Annotated in this window: 17 protein-coding genes; 8 read left to right on the top strand and 9 right to left on the bottom strand. The window is 74.8% G+C overall.

Annotated features, from left to right (window positions below; genetic code table 11):
• Window positions 1-314 precede the first annotated feature (314 nt).
• Both Srubr_RS11995 and Srubr_RS11990 read right to left on the bottom strand, forming a co-directional pair.
• Window positions 315-968 (bottom strand): 2'-5' RNA ligase family protein, encoded by a 654-nt coding sequence (locus Srubr_RS11995; RefSeq protein WP_229926519.1) that lies wholly within the window; start codon window positions 966-968, stop codon window positions 315-317.
• A gap of 146 nt (window positions 969-1114) precedes the next feature.
• Complete coding sequence (locus Srubr_RS11990) at window positions 1115-1579, bottom strand: winged helix-turn-helix transcriptional regulator (RefSeq protein ID WP_189991477.1); 465 nt, start codon at window positions 1577-1579, stop codon at window positions 1115-1117.
• Between the two features lie 97 nt (window positions 1580-1676).
• On the opposite strand from Srubr_RS11990, the gene Srubr_RS11985 reads away from it, so the two are divergent.
• Window positions 1677-2897: an MFS transporter gene (locus Srubr_RS11985; RefSeq protein WP_189991475.1), complete on the top strand. Its 1221-nt coding sequence runs from the start codon at window positions 1677-1679 to the stop codon at window positions 2895-2897.
• A gap of 34 nt (window positions 2898-2931) precedes the next feature.
• Here the strand turns inward: Srubr_RS11985 and Srubr_RS11980 are convergent, their stop codons facing one another.
• Entirely contained in the window at window positions 2932-3351 is a 420-nt protein-coding gene (locus Srubr_RS11980) for a MerR family transcriptional regulator (protein ID WP_189991851.1), read from the bottom strand.
• 34 nt (window positions 3352-3385) lie between these two features.
• Window positions 3386-4465, bottom strand: a complete 1080-nt coding sequence (locus tag Srubr_RS11975) for an MDR family NADP-dependent oxidoreductase (protein WP_189991473.1) — start codon at window positions 4463-4465, stop codon at window positions 3386-3388.
• Window positions 4466-5395: 930 nt separating this feature from the next.
• On the opposite strand from Srubr_RS11975, the gene Srubr_RS11970 reads away from it, so the two are divergent.
• The gene (locus tag Srubr_RS11970; protein WP_189991470.1) at window positions 5396-6292 is read left to right on the top strand and encodes a phenylalanine 4-monooxygenase; all 897 of its coding nucleotides are present in this window, start codon (window positions 5396-5398) and stop codon (window positions 6290-6292) included.
• A 23-nt stretch (window positions 6293-6315) separates the two neighbouring features.
• Here the strand turns inward: Srubr_RS11970 and Srubr_RS11965 are convergent, their stop codons facing one another.
• Window positions 6316-6936: an SRPBCC family protein gene (locus Srubr_RS11965; RefSeq protein ID WP_189991469.1), complete on the bottom strand. Its 621-nt coding sequence runs from the start codon at window positions 6934-6936 to the stop codon at window positions 6316-6318.
• 86 nt (window positions 6937-7022) lie between these two features.
• Window positions 7023-8054 (bottom strand): medium chain dehydrogenase/reductase family protein, encoded by a 1032-nt coding sequence (locus tag Srubr_RS11960; protein ID WP_189991467.1) that lies wholly within the window; start codon window positions 8052-8054, stop codon window positions 7023-7025.
• 125 nt (window positions 8055-8179) lie between these two features.
• On the opposite strand from Srubr_RS11960, the gene Srubr_RS11955 reads away from it, so the two are divergent.
• Both Srubr_RS11955 and Srubr_RS11950 read left to right on the top strand, forming a co-directional pair.
• A complete protein-coding gene (locus tag Srubr_RS11955; RefSeq protein WP_189991465.1) occupies window positions 8180-8830 on the top strand; it encodes a TetR/AcrR family transcriptional regulator in 651 nt (216 codons plus the stop codon).
• A gap of 98 nt (window positions 8831-8928) precedes the next feature.
• Window positions 8929-9585, top strand: coding sequence for an HD domain-containing protein (locus tag Srubr_RS11950; RefSeq protein WP_189991463.1), 657 nt, complete (start codon window positions 8929-8931; stop codon window positions 9583-9585).
• A 156-nt stretch (window positions 9586-9741) separates the two neighbouring features.
• On the opposite strand, the gene Srubr_RS11945 is transcribed toward Srubr_RS11950, so the two are convergent.
• Window positions 9742-10878 carry an FAD-dependent oxidoreductase gene (locus Srubr_RS11945; protein ID WP_189991461.1) on the bottom strand — a complete coding sequence of 379 codons (1137 nt, stop codon included), beginning with the start codon at window positions 10876-10878 and terminating at the stop codon, window positions 9742-9744.
• A gap of 172 nt (window positions 10879-11050) precedes the next feature.
• Here Srubr_RS11945 and Srubr_RS11940 point away from each other — a divergent pair, with 172 nt between their 5' ends.
• Both Srubr_RS11940 and Srubr_RS11935 read left to right on the top strand, forming a co-directional pair.
• On the top strand, window positions 11051-11752 hold the full coding sequence (locus tag Srubr_RS11940) for a TetR/AcrR family transcriptional regulator (RefSeq protein WP_189991459.1): 702 nt from the start codon (window positions 11051-11053) through the stop codon (window positions 11750-11752).
• A 209-nt stretch (window positions 11753-11961) separates the two neighbouring features.
• A complete protein-coding gene (locus Srubr_RS11935) occupies window positions 11962-12777 on the top strand; it encodes a nucleotidyltransferase domain-containing protein (RefSeq protein WP_189991457.1) in 816 nt (271 codons plus the stop codon).
• Window positions 12778-12823: 46 nt separating this feature from the next.
• Here the strand turns inward: Srubr_RS11935 and Srubr_RS11930 are convergent, their stop codons facing one another.
• The gene (locus Srubr_RS11930) at window positions 12824-14761 is read right to left on the bottom strand and encodes a BTAD domain-containing putative transcriptional regulator (RefSeq protein ID WP_189991455.1); all 1938 of its coding nucleotides are present in this window, start codon (window positions 14759-14761) and stop codon (window positions 12824-12826) included.
• 113 nt (window positions 14762-14874) lie between these two features.
• Here Srubr_RS11930 and Srubr_RS11925 point away from each other — a divergent pair, with 113 nt between their 5' ends.
• A complete protein-coding gene (locus tag Srubr_RS11925) occupies window positions 14875-15753 on the top strand; it encodes an alpha/beta fold hydrolase (protein WP_189991453.1) in 879 nt (292 codons plus the stop codon).
• Window positions 15754-15975: 222 nt separating this feature from the next.
• Here Srubr_RS11925 and Srubr_RS11920 read toward each other — a convergent pair whose 3' ends face one another.
• Entirely contained in the window at window positions 15976-16782 is an 807-nt protein-coding gene (locus Srubr_RS11920; protein ID WP_189991451.1) for a DUF1963 domain-containing protein, read from the bottom strand.
• A 125-nt stretch (window positions 16783-16907) separates the two neighbouring features.
• Between Srubr_RS11920 and Srubr_RS11915 the strand changes: the two genes are divergently transcribed.
• The gene (locus Srubr_RS11915) at window positions 16908-17108 is read left to right on the top strand and encodes an SCO3870 family protein (RefSeq protein ID WP_189991449.1); all 201 of its coding nucleotides are present in this window, start codon (window positions 16908-16910) and stop codon (window positions 17106-17108) included.
• The last annotated feature ends 331 nt before the right edge of the window (window positions 17109-17439 follow it).

The raw sequence follows: 17439 nt of genomic DNA, 5'->3' as shown, positions 1-17439 counted from the left end.
CGGGAGGCGGGGGAGGAGCCGGTGCGGCCGATCAGCACCGGGCGGTGCCGGGGAACGAGGCATCCACCGATGTGCGGCCGTCGGCCGGCACCGGCCGGCCTCGTGCGGGACGATCGTGCGGTGGCCCGCGTCCGCGAGGTGAACGCCGTGCCGGATCGCCGCCCCGGGCCGACGGCGGCCGTCCCCGCCACCACCGCCCGCGTCGCCCGGCGCCCGGCCACCGGCGGGCCCACCGGCCCACGCCCGCCGTCCGCGCCGTGGCCGGAAGCCCTGACCCGGCCGTCCGCCCACGCCCGCCGTCCGCGCCCGCACTCTCAGTCGTACCTAGGGCAGTTGGCATCCTCCGCCGGCCACCGGACCTCGCCCGTGCCCAGCGTGATCACGGCCCGGGGCCGCATCGGACCCTCGCCGCGCCGCGACAGGACGACCACCTCCTCCACCGGCGCCGACAGCGCACCGAGCCGCACGGCGCACTCGGCGGCCAGGCGCCGGGGGTCCCGGGTGCGGCCGAGCGACAGATGCGGGGTGAAGCGCCCGCCACGCCCGCGGCACAGCGGGAACCGCAGTTCCAACTCCCGGTACAGGCGCGCCCACGGTGCCGGACCGGCGGCGGCCGGATCGAGCCAGACCGTGGCGTAGTGCCGATGCCGGAAGAAGCGCACACCGGACAGCCGTGCCGTGAACGCCGGGGTGCGCGCCGCCGCGGCGCCGAGCAGCGGCACGGCCCGCGCGAACTCCTCCTCCGGCACGAACCCGAACAGCACGTTCACGTGCGGCGGCCACCGCCGTACCTGCGGATCGTGCTCCCAGCGGATGTCCTGGACCGGCGGCCAGAGCCGCGGCGGCGGCAGCCACGCCACCGCCGTGCGGGGCGTCGACGCCACCGCGAGCACGTCCGGCGGCCCGGTGTCTTCGAGGGCCGCGGGCCGGTCGGCCTCCGTGTCCTCCGCGTCTCGCACCGCCGTCACACGCCCTTCGCTCGTCCGCGCCCGAGGCCGTGCGCGGCCTCGGGACGGCCGGGTCGCGCGGCCGTGGTTCCGCCGCATCGCCGGTACGTTCAGGGAACGCCCTCGACCCGGCCGGTGCAACCCGCCTCGCGGGCGGGGCCGGTCCGCTAACGGGCGCCGTCGGCGGGGTCGAGCTTCTCGACGACCGTCTCCTCCGGGCCGATCGGGCGTCCGTCGCCGGAGCGGATCTCCAGTGGGCTCAGCGGGCGCCGGTCGCGCCGGTCGAGGAGCCGCGAGTGCGCTTCCCCGGGGGCGAAGCAGTGGGACTCGCCCCACTGGCGCAGCGCGACGATCACGGGGAAGAGGGCGCGGCCCTTCTCCGTGAGCACGTACTCCTGGTAGGGGCCGCCGTCGGAGGCCGGCACGGTCTCCATCACCCCGGCCCGCTCCAGCGCGCGCAGCCGAGTGGTGAGGATGTTCTTGGCGATGCCCAGGCTGCGCTGGAACTGGCCGAAGCGGCGGCTGCCGTCGAAGGCGTCACGCACGATCAGCAGCGACCACCAGTCGCCGATGGCGTCGATCGACCGGGCGACGGGGCAGGGGTCGGCGTCGAGCCGGGTGCGGGCGACCATCGGGCTCCCCTCCTTCACTTTCCTGGTTGCAACATGCTACCAGTGCGGCCTAGAGTCCGGCAGGTAGCAACTTGCAACCACCTGGGGAGGGTGCCGTATGCCGAGTGACTGCTCCACGACGAGCGGACGGACGGCCCGCAACACCGCGCTCGCACCGACCGGAGCGCCGCCCGCGCGCCTGGTCCTGCTCTTCGCCATCGCCTGCGGCAGCGCGGTGGCCAACGTCTACTTCGCCCAGCCCCTGCTGGTCACCCTCGGCGAGCGGTTCTCGCTCGGCTCCGGCCTGCTCGGCGCCATCGTCACCGTCACCCAAGTCGGTTACGCGGCGGGCCTGTTCCTGCTCGTCCCGCTCGGTGACCTGGCCGACCGCCGCAAGCTGATCACGCTCCAGCTCGGCCTGCTCGCCGCCGCTCTGCTGGCGGTCGCCCTGGCACCCGGGACCGCCGTGCTGCTCGCCGCCCTCGCGATGGTCGGCGCACTCGCCGTCGTCGCCCAGACGATGGTCGCCGCGGCGGCCCACCTCGCCGCCCCGGCCTTCCGGGGACGGGTCGTCGGAGCGGTCACCAGCGGGGTGATCACCGGCATCCTGCTGGCCCGCACGGTGGCGGGCGTCCTGGCCGACCTGGCCGGATGGCGCTCCGTCTACCTCTTCTCGGCCGCCGTCACCGCCACCCTCGCCGTGCTGCTGCGGCGCGCCCTGCCGGCCGGTCCGCCGCCGGCGGACCGGATTCCGTACCGGCGCCTGCTCGCGTCCACCGTCACCCTGTTCGCCCGCAACCGCCTGCTCCGGGTGCGCGGCGCGCTGGCGCTCCTCGTCTTCGCCGCCTTCAGCACCCTGTGGAGCAGCGTCGTCCAGCCCCTCAGCAGCCCCCCGTGGTCGCTGTCGCACACCGCGATCGGCGCGTTCGGGCTCGCCGGGGCGGCCGGCGCGCTGGCCGCGGGCATCGCCGGCCGCTGGAACGACCGCGGGCTCGCGCAGCGCACCACCGGTACCGCGCTGGTCCTGCTCGCCCTGTCGTGGCTCCCGCTGGCCTTCACCCGGCAGTCGCTGTGGGCGCTCGCCGTCGGGACGGTCCTGCTGGACTTCGCCGTCCAGGCCGTGCACGTCACCAACCAGACCCTCATCCACGCGGTGCGCCCCGACGCGGGAAGCAGGATCATCGGCGGCTACATGATCTTCTACTCGGCCGGCAGCGCCCTCGGCGCCACCGGCTCCTCACTGGCGTACGCGGCGGCGGGATGGACCGGGGTGACCGCCCTGGGAGCGGCCTTCAGCTGCGCGGCCCTGCTGCTGTGGGCGACGACCCGCACGCCGTGATCCGGCCGCCGCAGCATCTCGACGACCGCCCGTCTCACCCGGCCGTCGAGCGCCGCGGCCGGTCACCACCACGCCGTTCGGACAGGCCCGCCCGCAGCCCGTCCCGCAGCCGGGTGAGCCGCTCGATCTCCGTGTCCAGCGCGGCGATCCGCCGCTCCACCACCGCCTCCCCCACGACTCCCGGCCCGCCCCTGTCCGCCGTCGCGGCCCCGCATCGCGGCGCCGGGTGGACGGCGAGCAGGGGGAGCCGGCCGGCCACGCCCCGCAGATCCTCGACGGTGAGCCCGAGGGCGAGCAGTTCCCGGATGACGCGGAGCACGGCGAGTTCCCGGGGGCCGTAGTCCCGCTGCCCCGACCTCGTGCGCGGCGGTGGCGGCAACAGGCCGCGCTGTTCGTAGAAACGCAGCGCCCTGGGCGTCGTCCCCACAGCCGCCGCCGCGTCGCCGATCCGCACGATGCGTACCTCCCGCCGTCCGTGGCAGCGGCCGTCAGCCATGGTCCGGCAACTCCACGACGACCGTGCCGAATCGCTTGCCCTCGATCAGCTCCTGCAACGCCCATGGAGCGCGATCGATGCCCGTGACCCGCGTGAAAGGGAGCCGGATTTGGCCGGACCGCAGCCAGTCGGCGAACCGCGCGGTCCACTCCGCCCGCACACCGGGATGGTCGGCGGCGAGGTACCCCCGCATCGAGACACCCTTGACGATCAGTCGGAAAGTGTCGATCTCGGTCGGGGCGGTGGCGCCGGAGCCCTCCGCCGCCAGCTGCCCGGACAGCGCCCCGACCAGGACGAACCGGGCGCCCTGCCGGGCGGCGTCCACCGCCGCGGTGAGCTGCGGGCCGCCCACGGTGTCGAGGAGTACGTCGATGCCGTCCGGCGCGGCCCCGGCGAGCTGACCGGCGAAGGCCCGGTACGCCTCCCGGGAGATCCCCGAGCCGCGCCCCTCGCGCCAGGACCCGGCGGTCAGTACCGCGTCGTAGCCCAGCTCGGCGACGAGACGCCCGGCCTTCCCGGGTGAGCCGGTGCTGCCGATCACCCGGGAGGCGCCCAGCAGCCGGGCGATCTGCCCCGCCAGCGAACCCACCCCGCCTGCGGCACCGGTGACCAGGACGACATCTCCCTCGCGTACCCGGGCGACCCGGGTCAGGGCTCCGTACGCCGTGGAGCCGGAGGCGAGCTGGGCGACCGGGTCGGGCAGTGCCGGGTCGGCCCTCGCGCACTCCGCCTCGGGCACGAGGGCGTACTCCCGCCAGCCGCGCAGGTGCGTCACCACGTCACCCGGGCGCAGCGGGCTGCCCGGCGGAGCGAGGACCACCTCGCCGACGGCCGGCCCGCTCAGGGTGTCCCCGGGGCGCAGCGTGGGCATCGGAGTGTCCTTCGCCGCCGCGCTGAGCAGGGTGCGCAGTCCGCCGTAGACCAGGAACTGCCGGTTGCGCACGAGGACCTGACCGGGTGCCGGAGCCTGCACCGGGACTTCGGCGAGGGCGAAGTCGGTGGGCGTGGGCAGCCCCGCGGGCAGAGCGGCGAGCCGTACCTCGCGGCTGATCCGCTGGGGGACCGATGTCATGGGTGACCTCCTGGGGGAGTGGCGGGCCGACGGGGGAGGGGTGGGCCGACGGGAGAGAGGGGTGGGACGTCGCGTGGCGGCGTGCCGACGCGTCCGGTGGCCGGGACGCGGTGGCTCCGGCCGGTCGAGCGCGCACACGCTAAACCCTGACCCGCACGTCAAAGGCAAGACCACCCCGAGCGGCGCTCCGGCCGTCCGGCCTGCGGCCTTGGACCGCGCTGTACCGACGCCCGACCCCCGACGCCCGGCCGTCCGGCCTGCGGCCTTGGACCGCGCTGTACCGACGTCCGCCGCCCGCCGCCCGCCGCCCGGCCTGCGGCTTTGGACCGCGTTGTGCCGACGCAGTGGGCCTCCGGCCGGTCCGGCCGCGCCCCGGTCCGCCGGAGCGGTGCGGGCCGGGAGGATACGGCGGCGAGCCGGGGGTGGCGGCCTACGCGGACAGGAGGCACTGAACGGCCCGCCCCCGGTGCGGCCCTCCCGCATGGGCGCACCCCCGTCCCCGTCGGCGTACACCCACGGTGACGGCAGTACCACCACGCCGTACCGCCGGACGGCGCCGGTGGCCGAGCGGGCGTGCTGAGAGGAGACTGTCCACGGAAGGCGTGCGTCACGCTCGATGCACTCGAACGAGTGAGCTAGCTGAACAGTCGGTCCGGGGGACTCGTCGCCGGCCGGCCCGGGCCCGCGGGCCCCGGCCGTCGCGGGAGGCGGCCACGCGCACCGAGACGCCTCAGGCGGCACCCGGGGTGACCGCGCAGGTCCGCACCCGTACCGTCGGCCCGGCGCCGTGCCGTCCGCCGGTGCGGTGCCCCGGCCGCCCCGCCGCTGCCGGGACGTGCTGGGCAAGGGCCGCATGGTGCCTGCCGGGACACGCATCCGCTGCCACGAGTACCGCCCGACCGACCAGGACCGGGAAGGAATGATCGGTTCATGAGCGGCATCCAGGTGCGAACGCCCGTCGCGGCCGACGGCCGGCTGGGCGAGGCCGGCGAGCATCCAGGCCTGAGCGATCCGGGCTATCTGCTCCGGCGCGGGGAGATCGCCGCGCGGGCCCGCGGCCACCGGGTGGGTGACCCGTCCCCGCCCGTGGACTACACCGAGGACGAGGAGAGAACCTGGCGCACCGTCCACCGGGCGCTGTGGTCGGCCCAGGGCGAGCACGCGTGCCGTGCCGCCCTCGACGCCAGGGAGCACGCCCCGATCCCCGCGGACCACATCCCGCAGCACGCCGAGGTCGGCGCCCACCTGCGGCGGCTGACGGGCTTCGACTTCACCCTCGCCGGGGGAGTGGTCGAGAATAAACGGTTCCTGGGATCGATGGCGGACGGCTACTTCCACGCGGTGCAGTTCGTCCGGCACCCCGCCGTACCGCTGTTCACCCCGGAGCCCGACGTCATCCATGACGTCTTCGGCCACGGGATCCACCTCGCCTCGCCCGCGTTCGCCCGGATCTACCGCCTGATCGGGAAGGCGGCGATGCGGGTGCAGCGGGCGGACGTGTTGCAGATGATCAGCGACGTGTACTGGTTCACCCTGGAGTACGGCGTCCTCGACGAGGGCGGGACCCCCAAGGCGTACGGCGCGGCGCTGCTGTCCTCCTACGGCGAGATCGGCCGGCTGCACGCGGCCGACGTCCGGCCGCTGGACATCGGCGCCATGCTCGCCACCCCCTACGACATCCGCGGCTACCAGCCGGTCCTCTTCAGCGCCCGCACCCTGGACGAGGTGACCGACGTCCTGGCCGGCTTCCTGGAGGACCTGGACGACGACGGCGCACCGGGCCGCCGGCCGGCCCCGGGCGCGGCGGGTACCGCCGTCGGCCGCTGAGCGGGCCGGCCCGCCCAGCGGGTTCAGCCGCGGGCCTCGGCGGCGGTCTTCAGATCGCGCAGCCACGCTTCGAGACTCCGGCGCAGCAGCTCGCTCGCGGTGGGAACGTCCGCGTCGACCTGGGCACCGGAATGCGTCTCCTCGGTGCGCACCCGGACACCGTCCTCGGTCGCGGTGAAGTCCCACACGTGGACGCCGTCGATGCGCAGCCCCTCGGCGATCGCGGGGCCCGTCCAGCGGACGCAGGAGTGGTGGCGCAGCTGCCCGACCGTGGAGGTGATCTCCAACTCGGTGGCCGGCGTGGCCGGGCCGGGTGGTACCGGGGTGGTCCAGCGGAACGCCGAGCCCGCCCGCAGGGGGCCGTGGCCGAGGCGGTCCGCGGTAGTGACGGAGGGCTGCCAGGAGGGCCAGCGCTCCACATCGGTCTGCAGCCGCCACACCGTGCGCAACGGCGCGTGGATCAGGGTCTCGGTCCGGTAGCGGACCTGTGCGCGGGGATCGACACCCTTCCCCTCGCAGGTGAGAGGCGTGGCCGGGCCGGGTGAGACGGCTCCGGCCGGCGCGGCGGCGGCCGAGAGGAGGCCGGCGACGAGCGGGAGGGCGCGTAAGGCGGCGCGGACGCCGGTGCCGCGGGTCGCGGTCATGGTCGCTCCTTGGTGGGTTCGGTGTGCGGGACACGGATACGGCGCGTCGACGGAGGCGTCGAACCGCAGGGTTCGGGGGCGCACGTTCACGGGGTCAGGACGACCTTGCCGGTGACGGTGCCGGACTCCGCGAGGCGCAGGGCCTCGGCGGCACGGGTGAGCGGCAACTGGGCCGCGATGAGGGCGCTCACCTCGCCGCGGCGGACGGCGGCGAAGACCTCGGTGAGATCGCCGCGCAGGCGGGCGCGGAAGCGGTCCTTGTTCCGCGCCCGGCCGGCCCAGATGTTGTAGAAGCGGGCACGGCGGCCGTTGGGCAGGGTGTTCCAGAGCCAGGTACGGGCGAGGATCTTCAGTACGGGCCACTGCTTGGAGCCGGTGTCGTCGCGGGTGGAGGCGCTGCCGTAGGCGACGAGGGTGCCGCCTGGTGCGAGCAGCCGCCAGGAGTCGACGACGCTGCGACCGCCGACGTGGTCGAAGACGGCGTCCACGCCACCGGGGACCAGCTCCCGGACGCGGCCCGGCACGTCTTCCGACCGGTAGTCGACCGGGGTGACGTCCAGTTCTCGCAGCGCCTCGTGGTGCCGGGGCGAGGCCGTGCCGATCACCCGTACGCCGGCCGCGCGGGCGAGCTGGGCCAGGACGGAGCCCACGCCGCCGCCCGCGCCGTGCACCAGCACGGTCTGCCCGGCGCGCACCCGGGCCGTCCGGTGCAGCATCTGCCAGGCGGTGATGCCGTTGACCACGACGGTCTCGGCCTGCGCCGGGGTCAGGCCGTCCGGGACCTCCACGGCGTCGTCCGCGTCCAGCAGCACATGGCTGGCCCAGCCGCCGACCTTGACCAGCGCGGCCACCCGCCGGCCGGCGAGGCGCGGGTCGACTCCCGGGCCGGTCGTGTGGACCCGGCCCACCAGGTCGTAGCCGGGCACGAACGGGAACGGCGGCTGGTCGAAGTACCGCCCGCGGCGCATCTGCTGCTCGGCGAACGAGACCCCGGTGGCCTCCATGGCGACCACGACCTGTCCCGGGCCGGGGTCGGGTATCGGCGCGTGCCGGATGCGCAGGCCCTCCGGGGCCACGACCCCGGGCAGTACCACCTGGACGAGGCGTTCGCTGTCCACGACCGCCCTCCTGTCTCTAGAAGCTCTCGTGTTCGTTATAGGTTGTAACTCCTTTCCTTGGTGACGGTCAATAGCGTCGGTGATACCTTCTAACCATCGGTTGCCGAGAGAGCGGGGAGACGGCCGTGAGCAAGCCGGAGGCGAGCACTCCCAGGGAGCGCTACCGCGCCCAGGTGCGGGAGGAGATCAAGAAGCACGCCTGGGATCAGATCGCGACCGCGGGGGCCTCCGCGCTCTCCCTCAACGCCATCGCCAAGCGGATGGGCATGAGCGGACCGGCCCTGTACCGCTACTTCTCCAGCCGCGACGAGCTGATCACCGCCCTCGTCAAGGACGCCTACCGCAGCCTGGCCGACACCTTCCGCGCCCGCGCCGAGGCCGGCGCCGATCTCCGCGACCTCGCACACGCCCTGCGCGAGTGGGCCCTGGCCGACCCCCAGCGCTACTTCCTCGTCTACGGCACCCCGGTGCCCGGCTACCGGGCGCCCGACGACACCACCCGGATCGCCTCGGAGATCATGGCCGTCATCCTCGACGCCTGCGCCGCCGGACAAGGCCCCGACGAGCCGGCGTCACCCCTGGAGGAACACCTGCACACACACCGGGCCTGGGCCGGACAGCACCCGGCGCCCCCGTCGGCCCTCCGGCGCGCCCTCGCCTTCTGGACCCGGCTGCACGGCGTGCTGTCCCTCGAACTCGCCGGGCAGTTCACCGGCATGCGCTTCGACCCGGCCCGCCTGTACACCGCCGAGACCGAGTCCGTCGCGCACCTCTGACAGGGGCCGCACGCCCCTCGCCGTGGTTGTGCCGGGCCTTTCACGCCGGAGCGCGCGAGGGACCGGCAGGGCCGTGCCCCCGCTGCCACGATGAGCGCATGAGCGATGAACGGCGAAGCCTGCTCGCGGAGAAGACTCCCTTCCCCGACGACCTCGACGAAAGACTGCGGGACCAACTCACCTTCCTGGTGGAGGTGGACCAGCTCAAGACCATCCTCCGGCAATCGCCCCTGGCCGCCGCGGACCGTCGCGAGAACGACGCGGAGCATTCGTGGCACCTGGCGATGATGGTGGTGATCCTCGCCGAACACTCCGACCGGCCCATCGACATCGGGCACACCATCCAGCTCGTCCTGCTGCACGACCTGGTGGAGATCTACGCCGGTGACACCCCGCTGTACGACAGTGCCGCGGGCGCCGGTCAGCGGGAGCGCGAAGTCGCCGCGGCCGACGAGCTGTTCGGTCTGCTGACGCCGGACCAGGCCCGGCGGATGCGCTCCCTGTGGGACGAATTCGAGGAACGCCGCACCCCCGAGGCGAAGTTCGCCAAGGCGATGGACCGGCTCCAGCCTCTCCTGCTCAACTGGATGGCCCGTGGCGGCACATGGCGTACCCCGGGCATCACCGCGGACGATGTCCGTGCCCGCAAGGCCGTGATCGGGGAGGCGTCCTCCTCGCTGTGGCGGGCCGGGCGGCGCCTCATCGACGTGGGGGAGTCGCGCGGCTGGTCGAGAAGCGGGGTGCCCCGCCCCTGACGCGGGTGTCCCTCCGCCGGTCCGGAGCCGGGCGTCCGGCAGGTCGGCCCGCTGGGCACGGGGAAGCGCGCCGGCCGTACGCGTCCCGGTGTCGGCGACGGGCCGTCGCGGCACCGGTTCCGCCACCCGTGGCCCTCCGGGTGGAGCGCGGGTGGTTCACTCGGCCCGCTGCCCGTGGCCGGTGAAGAAGTCGACGAGGCTGTACGGGGCGTCGTCGCCGAGGAGCAGGTCCTGGACGCGGGACGCCATGGCCGCGGCGGCGCCGCTGCGGGTGAAGAGGGCCTCCTCGTACGAGGCGAGCGCGGCCTCGGTGTCGTACGGGTGCGCGGCGAGGGCGCTGCCGAGTTCGGCGCCGTCGTACATGGCGAGGTTGGCTCCCTCGCCGGACGGGTGCATCAGGTGGGCGGCGTCGCCGAGCAGCGTGACGCCGGGCACGCGGTCCCAGCGGTGTCCGACCGGCAGGGCGTGGATGGCGCGCGGGACCGGCGGCGTCTCTCCGTCCGTGATCAGGGAGGTGAGTTCCGGGGCCCAGTCGTGGAACTCGGCGGCGATACGGGCGGTGACGCCCGCGGTGTCGCCGAAGTCGAGGGAGTCCATCCACTCCCGCGGCTTGCGCAGCGTCACGTAGGCGTGCAGGACGCCGTCCGGCTCGCGATGGGCGGAGATGCCTCTGCCGGGGGCGAGCGCGAAGAGCGAGCCGTCGCCCACCGCCCGGGCGGCGGCTGGATGGCGGGTGTCGCTGTCGTACAGGCAGGTCTCGATCAGGCAGGTCCCGACGTACTCGGGCCTGGCCTCGGACAGCAGCGGACGGACCCGTGACCACGCTCCGTCCGCGCCGACGAGCAGGCCGGCCGGCACGGTGGCCCCGTCCGCGAACGTCACCTCGTGCCGGCCGCCGCCGAGGGCCCGTACCGAGGCGGCCTTGCGCCCCCACCGGACCGTGCCGGCGGGCAGCGAGTCGAGCAGAATCCGCCGCAGCTCGCCGCGGGGCACCTCCGGCCGCCCGCCGGTGCCGTCGTCCGGCTCGTCCAGCAGGACCTTTCCGTCCTTGTCGAGGACCCGGGAGGCCTGCGCGCCCTTGTGGACGATGCCGAGGAACTCCTCGTACAGCCCGGCGGTCTTGAGCGCGAGCTGCCCGTCCTGCTCGTGGATGTCGAGCAGGCCGCCCTGGGTGCGGGCCGTCGGCGAGGACTCCGCTTCGTAGACCGTCGCCGGGATGCCGTGCAGGTGGAGAACGCGGGCGAGCGTGAGGCCCCCCAGCCCCGCTCCGATGATCGTGACAGGGGTGGTCATGGGTGTGTCCCTTCGGGTCGCGGGCCGTCGGGCGGGCACCCGGCGGACCGGCGGCGCGACTGGGGCGATCTTCCGCCAGCCGCCTGGAACGTCGTTCCAGAGTCTCCAGACTGGAACGGCGTTCCATGCCTTGTCAAGATGGAATGGTGTTCCAGGCGCCTAGACTGCGGACATGGCAAGCAGGAAGAGTCGTCCGGAGCGACGGCAGGAACCACTCTCCCGGGAGCGCATCGTCGCCGCCGCCGTCGAACTCCTCGACACCGTCGGCGAGGGCGGTCTCACCTTCCGCGCGCTGGCCGAGCGCCTCGTGACCGGCCCGGGAGCGATCTACTGGCACGTCACGGGCAAGACCGAACTCCTCGCCGCCGCCATAGACGCCGTCATCACCCCCGTCCTCGCCGGAGACGACACCGGCGCGACGCCGCAGGAGGCGATCCGCGCGCTCGCCCTCGGGGTGTTCGACGCGATCGACGCCCACCCATGGGTCGGCACCACGCTCGCCCAACTCCCCCGCACCCCGGGGAAGTCGCCGATGCTGCGGGTCTTCGAGCGCATCGGACGCCAGGTCCAGGCGCTCCACGTGCCCGAAGCCGCCCAGTTCACCGCGGCCTCCGCGCTGTTGAGCTACATCCTCGGAGTGGCGGGCCAGAACGCCGCCAACACCCGGGCGGCCCGGGCGAACCCGGACCGGACCGCGTTCCTCGACGCCGTGGCGACCGCGTGGCGGGAACTGGACCCCGTCGAGTACGCGTTCACCCGCGACGTCGCCGGACAACTGCGCGCACACGACGACCGGGCGGAGTTCCTCGCCGGTATCGACCTCATCCTCGCGGGCATCACCGCCGGCCGGGCCGACGGCCGGACAGGACCCTGAGGCGGCCCTGAGGTGAGGGCGTGCCGGACGGCCGGCACCGCGTGACCCTGGAGGGCGACGCCGAGTTCCCGGGGCATGGTCGGCGGGCACGTCGAGCCCGGCGAGTCGTCGCCGCATGCCTTCGCCCGTGAGAAGGCCCCGCGAGACCAATCCCCCGGGGCCGGATAATCAGGTCGCGGAGGGTGATCCGCCCCAGCAGACTGGGAAGCGTGGAGCGTTTGACGGAGATCGCGGATCGGCTGGCCGGTGTCGACGGCATCGTCGGGGTGTGCCTGGGCGGTAGCCGGGCGAGCGGAACCCATGGCCCCGACTCCGACTTCGACCTGGGCCTTTACTACCGGCCGCCGCTCGACACCGCCGCCCTGCGCCTGCTCGCGGCCGAGCTGACCGGCGGGCCGGTGGAGGTGACCGAGCCGGGCGGCTGGGGGCCCTGGGTCGACGGCGGCGCCTGGCTGACCATCGACGGCCACCGCGTCGACTGGATCTACCGGGACCTGGACCGGGTGCACCGCGTCTGGCAGCAGTGCCGCGCCGGGCGGTTCGAGATCGGCGCCCAGCCCGGCCACCCCTTGGGTGTGTACTCCCACTCCTACGCCGGTGAGCTGGCCCTCGGCCGCGTCCTCGCCGACCCCGGCGGCGAGCTGCGTACCCTGCGGGAGCAGACGCGGCACTACCCCGAGCCGCTGCGCGAGGCGCTCATCGGCAACGCCCGCTGGGAGGCACCGTTCATCCTGGCGGGCGCCCGCAAGGGAGCGGCCCGAGGTGACGCCTTCTTCGTCGCCGGCTGTCTCTTCCGCGCGGTCGGACTCCTCGTGCACGCCCTCCACGCCCACGCCCGCCGCTGGGTCCTCAACGAGAAGGGAGCGGTCCGCTCCGCCGGCCGACTCGCCATCGCCCCCGAGGACTTCACCGAGCGGGCGCACCACCTGTTCTCCGCCCTCGGCACGACTCCGCGCACCCTCACCACCGCACTCGACGCCGCCGACCGCCTGACCACCGAGGTGTGCGAGAAGCTCGCGGAGTGACCACGGCGCCCCACGGCGCGGGGAGCGGGCGCGTGGGCGCTGCCGGTCACCCCTGGCCGGCGCACGCCTCCGCCTCCGCCAGGTAGCGCGCCACCGGCCCCAGCGTCAGCATGCCGCTCGCGCCGCCCGCGTGCTCGGTGCGGGCGGCCTGCAGGGCCGTCGCGGCGCGGGCGGCGACCGAGGGCTCGCCGAGGCGGGCGGCGGCGTGCGCGGTCAGGCACCAGAGCGCCTCCTGCATGTGATCGAGAGGTGGTTCGGGCGCCGCGAGCAGGGCGGCACGGGCCTGTCCGGCCCGGTTCCGGGCGAGCAGCACCAAGGGCTGCGTCCAGGGACGGTACGGACCCCAGTCGAGGGCGGGATCGGTGGGCGCGGGACGGTCGTGCAGGAGACGCAGGCCCAGCAGGGCGAGGGCGAACAGGCCCCGGTGCAGCCCCGGCATGCTCGCCGTCCCGGCGAGGGCGTCCTCCGCGGCGCGGTACTGCGCCGCTGCCGTGGCGGCGGTCGGCCCGCCGGGTTCCGCGCTGCGGGCGGCCGTGGCCCGGGCCCGGAACCAGCCGGTCAGGACCGGCACGAGAGAGGCCTCGGTGCTGACGGCGATCCGCTCGGCGGCCCCGGCGTGTGCGGTCGCGGCGTCGAGGTCGCCCAGGGCGGAGGCGGACTGCAGGCGGATGAGCCGGCCCAGCACGGCGAAGTTCGGCAGCTCGTGCCGGGTGGCCAGGCCGAGGATCTCGGCGCCGACCGCGTCCCGCGCCGCCGCGAGCCCCGGGCGGGTGAAGGACTGGAGGAACACGCCGTTGAGGGCGAACACCAGCAGGGCCGGATCGCCCAGCTCCCGGGCCAGCGCCTCGGCCGCACGCGCCGCCCGCCCGGCACGCTCCCGTTCGCCGCCGGACAGACCGGCGCTGCGGCTCTCGACCGCGACGGTGGCCAGCAGACGGGCGCGCAGTTCGGCGGGGCCGTCGGCGCCGAGCGCGGCGAGCGTACGCTCGGCCGCCGCGACGACGGCGCGGGACTGCCCGGGGTCGTCGGCCCGGCTCCACAGGGCGGGCACGTCGTAGGCGCCGATGACCCGGGCGGTCAGGGCGGTGTCCCCGGTGCGCTCCGCCGCCTGGACGGCGGCGAGCCGGTCGCGCCGCGAGTGGACGAGGGCGTCACCACCCGCCAGGGCCAGGGTGCGCGCCAGTTCCACGGTGGTGCGCGGGCCGAGCCGTACGCCGGCGGTCCACACGGTACGCGCGGGCTGGAGCGTCGTGGCGCCCTGGAGGATGTCCGCCTCCAGGCGCTTGAGATCGGCACCCGGGTCCAGGCCGAGCTGCTCCACGAGCATCGTGCGGGCCCGGCGCAGCGTGGCCAGCGCGTCCGCCTGGCGGCCCGCCCGGTGCAGCGCTCGGGCCAGCAGCCCCCAGGCCGGCTCGCGCCAGGGGTGCTCGGTGACGTGCGCGCCCAGTTCGGCGACGAGCTCGGCCCCCGAACCGGAGTCGAGGAGGAGGCGGGCGCGCAGTTCCAGCGCCTCCAGCCTCAGTTCCTCCAGCCGGGCCCGCTCGCGCCGCGCCCACCCGGCGTCGGTCACGTCGGCGTAGGCCGGGCCGCGCCAGGCCGCGAGGGCCGCTTCGAGGTCGGGCAGCGCCTCGGGGGCCCGCCGGGCGCGGGCCAGGGCGTCCTCGAACCGGTGGGCGTCCACCTGGGCGCGCGGCAACCGCAGCGCGTAGCCGGGGCCCTCCGTGACGATCACGCGCGGCGGAGTGCGGGGCGGCCGGTCGGGTTCGATGGCACGGCGCAGCGCGGCGACGAACGTGCGCAGCGCACCCACGGCGCGCACCGGTGGCTCGGCCCACAGGTCGTCCACGAGGGTGTCGGTGGCGACCATCCGTCCCCCGGCGGCGACGAGCCGGGCGAGCACCTCGCGATGGCGGGGGCCGCCCAGGTCAACCGGGGTGCCGTCATCGCGGAGGGCCCGCACGGCACCGAGCACGTCGATTCGCATGCCCTCCATCTTCCGTGCCGCGGGTCCGAGGTGCCGAAGCGTACTGATCGGCTGCTGATCGGCGTCGCCCACGCTGGTCCGGTCAGTCCCCCGGCCTCAGGAAAGGGCCTTTCATGACGCTCACCATTCCCGGTTTCGACCACGTCCGGCTGCCCGGTGCGGACGGCGTGGAGCTGGCCGCCGCCGTCGGCGGCAGCGGCAGCCCGGTCGTCCTGCTGCACGGCTTCCCCCAGACCCACCTGATGTGGCGGCACGTCGCCGAGCGGCTCGCCGGCGAGCACACGGTGATCTGCCCCGACCTGCGCGGCTACGGCGCCAGCGACAAGCCGGCGGCCACCGGCCCCGAGGTGTACTCCAAGCGCACCATGGCCGCGGACGTCGTCGCCCTGGCGGCGGCGCTCGGCCACGAGCGCTTCGCCCTGGCCGGCCACGACCGGGGTGCCCTGGTCGCCTTCCGGGCGGGGCTGGACCACCCCGAGACCCTCACCCACCTGGCCATCCTCGACGTCGTGCCGACGCTGGACATGTGGGACGTGCTGCACGGTGTCCGGGCGGCGGTCGGCTACCACCTGTTCCTCATGGCGCAGCCGCCGGGTCTGCCGGAGACGATGATCACCAACAGCGCGGACGCCTACTTCGGCTCCTTCCTCGACACCTGGGCCGCCGACCCGGCCGCCCTGCCGGAACCGGTCCGGGCCGAGTACCTGCGGGCGAGCGCCGCGGCCGTGCCGTCGATCGTCGCGGACTACCGGGCCTCGGCGGGCATCGACGTCACACACGACCAGGCGGACCGGGACGCCGGTTCCCAGCTGGCCATGCCCGTGACGGTCGTCCAGCAGGACTGGGGCGCGCAGCTGGGCTACGACGCCGCTGATGTCTGGCGCGCGTGGGCGCCCGACCTGGACCACCGGCTGACCGGCGCGGGGCACTTCATGGCCGAGGAGGCACCCGACGAGATCGCGGGGGCGCTCCGTGACCTGCTGCTCCGCTGAGCCGGCCGGCACCGGGCCACGAGCGCCCGGTGAGCCCCGCTTCGGCCGACGGCGGCATCCCTCCCGCGGACGGGGTCGCCCGGGTGCCGCAGCCGGCCGGGGGAGCGGGAACGGGGGAGTCCGGCACCCGTACCGGGCGGGCCGTCCGTCCCGATGGCGGTACGGACCGGGCCGGCGAGGACGACTGACCCCTCGGGGAGCGGGTCGTCCTCGCCCGTGCCGTCAGCCCATCTCGACGTAGCGGTGGGCCCGGTCGAAGCGCCGGGCCGCCAGGTCCCGGCGCCGGATCACCCAGTGGGCCACGCCGGAGTCCAGTTCCGGGACGTCGTCGCCGTACCTCCAGGTGGCCAGGAGGGCCCAGTCGCCGGCGCCCTCTCCGTCGGCCGAGGAGCCGGCCTCCCCGGGATCACGGGCGTAGTGGACGGGGTCGTTCTGGGGCGAGACCGGATGGCCGCCGATCTGCAAGGACCAGGGCGGACGGTAGCCGCCCACGTGTGTCCATGCGCCGTCGAGTTCGTCGGCGAGTTCGAACTGCTCGTCGTCGGCGAGGTCGCCCCATCTGTCGAGGGCGAAGCTCTCCGGCATCTGCGGGCTCAACTGGTGCCACACCGTGCGGAGTTCGCGCGGCCGGTACGGCTTGCGCCAGCTGTGTTCGAGGGGGCTCGGGGTCGTCGGGGTCCCGGCGGGGACGTACAGCACCGCGTCGGACACCGGCCCCTCGGCGTAGCGGACATCGGTGTCGGCGAAGAAGAGCAGGTGGCCGTCGGCGGGGAGGGGGAGGCCGGTGGCGCCCGGCGGGAGGGCGGCGAGGTCGACGGAGGCCACGAAGGGGTCGGACGGCTTCGGCACACCGTGCGGCAGCAAAGGGTCGCCGCCGGCCCGGGCCACGAGGGGACCGTCACCGCCCTCGGCCAGGTACACCGCGGGCAGGGCGACACGTATCCACTCCTCCGCCTCCTCCGGCGGCAGGCCCCGGGATTCCGCTTCGGCTCGGAAGCGGTTCGGTCTGTCCATGGTCTCGTCGGTCACGGGGCCACCCTAACGGGCTCGCGGGCGGGTGTCGCAGGCGCCAACTCGCGTGAAGTGCGAGGTGACTTCGTGGTTCGGGTAGTCTCGATTCCGGTCAACAGTCTCGCGGCTTGGAGGAAGTACCCATGACGAAGGGTCCGTTCGTCGCCATGTCCGTCGCCACTGCGGCGCTCGGCACCGCGCTCGGCTCCCTCGCGCTCGAACTGCGCGCACAGGGCTACGAGCAGTACGTCGAATCCGTCAGCACCTTCAGCATCCTGATGTACATCACCGCGGCCCTCGTGGTGACGACCTGGGTGCGGGACGGCCGGCCGCACTCGAACTGAGCCGGACCGGACGCCGGTTCAGCTGCCCTGCCCTGCCTCGGTCGATCCGGTGCAGGGCAGGTGCGCGCCGGGCCCCGCGTACTACGGGCCCCGATCCTCCCTCCTGTTACAGGCGTTGACACGGCGTCACACCCCTCCCATCATGGGAGCGCTCCCATGGTCCCGGAGTCCGGTCGTCCCGTACCGCCCCGCACTCCCACGACCGTCCCCGCACGCGCACGATCGCACCGCCCCCGCCTTGCCCGCCCCGCTTTGCGTGTCACCGGCGCGGAACGTCCTGCTGCCGCGCCGGCACTTCGTCCGTCCGGCGGTCCCGTCAGGCATCCGCCGT

Source organism: Streptomyces rubradiris (assembly GCF_016860525.1).
Classification (GTDB): Bacteria; Actinomycetota; Actinomycetes; order Streptomycetales; family Streptomycetaceae; genus Streptomyces; species Streptomyces rubradiris.
The sequence above is the reverse complement of the archived record's forward strand: the minus strand, read 5'-3'. Positions and strand labels throughout refer to the sequence as shown.

What these genes read in the sequence shown, in the direction of transcription:
- Srubr_RS11975 (WP_189991473.1), bottom strand. Translation starts at nt 4,465, where the DNA reads ATGACATCGGTCCCCCAGCGGATCAGCCGCGAGGTACGGCTCGCCGCT.
- Srubr_RS11930 (WP_189991455.1), bottom strand. Translation starts at nt 14,761, where the DNA reads ATGCGAATCGACGTGCTCGGTGCCGTGCGGGCCCTCCGCGATGACGGC.
- Srubr_RS11965 (WP_189991469.1), bottom strand. Translation starts at nt 6,936, where the DNA reads ATGACCGCGACCCGCGGCACCGGCGTCCGCGCCGCCTTACGCGCCCTC.
- Srubr_RS11940 (WP_189991459.1), top strand. Translation starts at nt 11,051, where the DNA reads ATGGCAAGCAGGAAGAGTCGTCCGGAGCGACGGCAGGAACCACTCTCC.
- Srubr_RS11915 (WP_189991449.1), top strand. Translation starts at nt 16,908, where the DNA reads ATGACGAAGGGTCCGTTCGTCGCCATGTCCGTCGCCACTGCGGCGCTC.
- Srubr_RS11970 (WP_189991470.1), top strand. Translation starts at nt 5,396, where the DNA reads ATGAGCGGCATCCAGGTGCGAACGCCCGTCGCGGCCGACGGCCGGCTG.
- Srubr_RS11945 (WP_189991461.1), bottom strand. Translation starts at nt 10,878, where the DNA reads ATGACCACCCCTGTCACGATCATCGGAGCGGGGCTGGGGGGCCTCACG.
- Srubr_RS11925 (WP_189991453.1), top strand. Translation starts at nt 14,875, where the DNA reads ATGACGCTCACCATTCCCGGTTTCGACCACGTCCGGCTGCCCGGTGCG.
- Srubr_RS11990 (WP_189991477.1), bottom strand. Translation starts at nt 1,579, where the DNA reads ATGGTCGCCCGCACCCGGCTCGACGCCGACCCCTGCCCCGTCGCCCGG.
- Srubr_RS11985 (WP_189991475.1), top strand. Translation starts at nt 1,677, where the DNA reads ATGCCGAGTGACTGCTCCACGACGAGCGGACGGACGGCCCGCAACACC.
- Srubr_RS11950 (WP_189991463.1), top strand. Translation starts at nt 8,929, where the DNA reads ATGAGCGATGAACGGCGAAGCCTGCTCGCGGAGAAGACTCCCTTCCCC.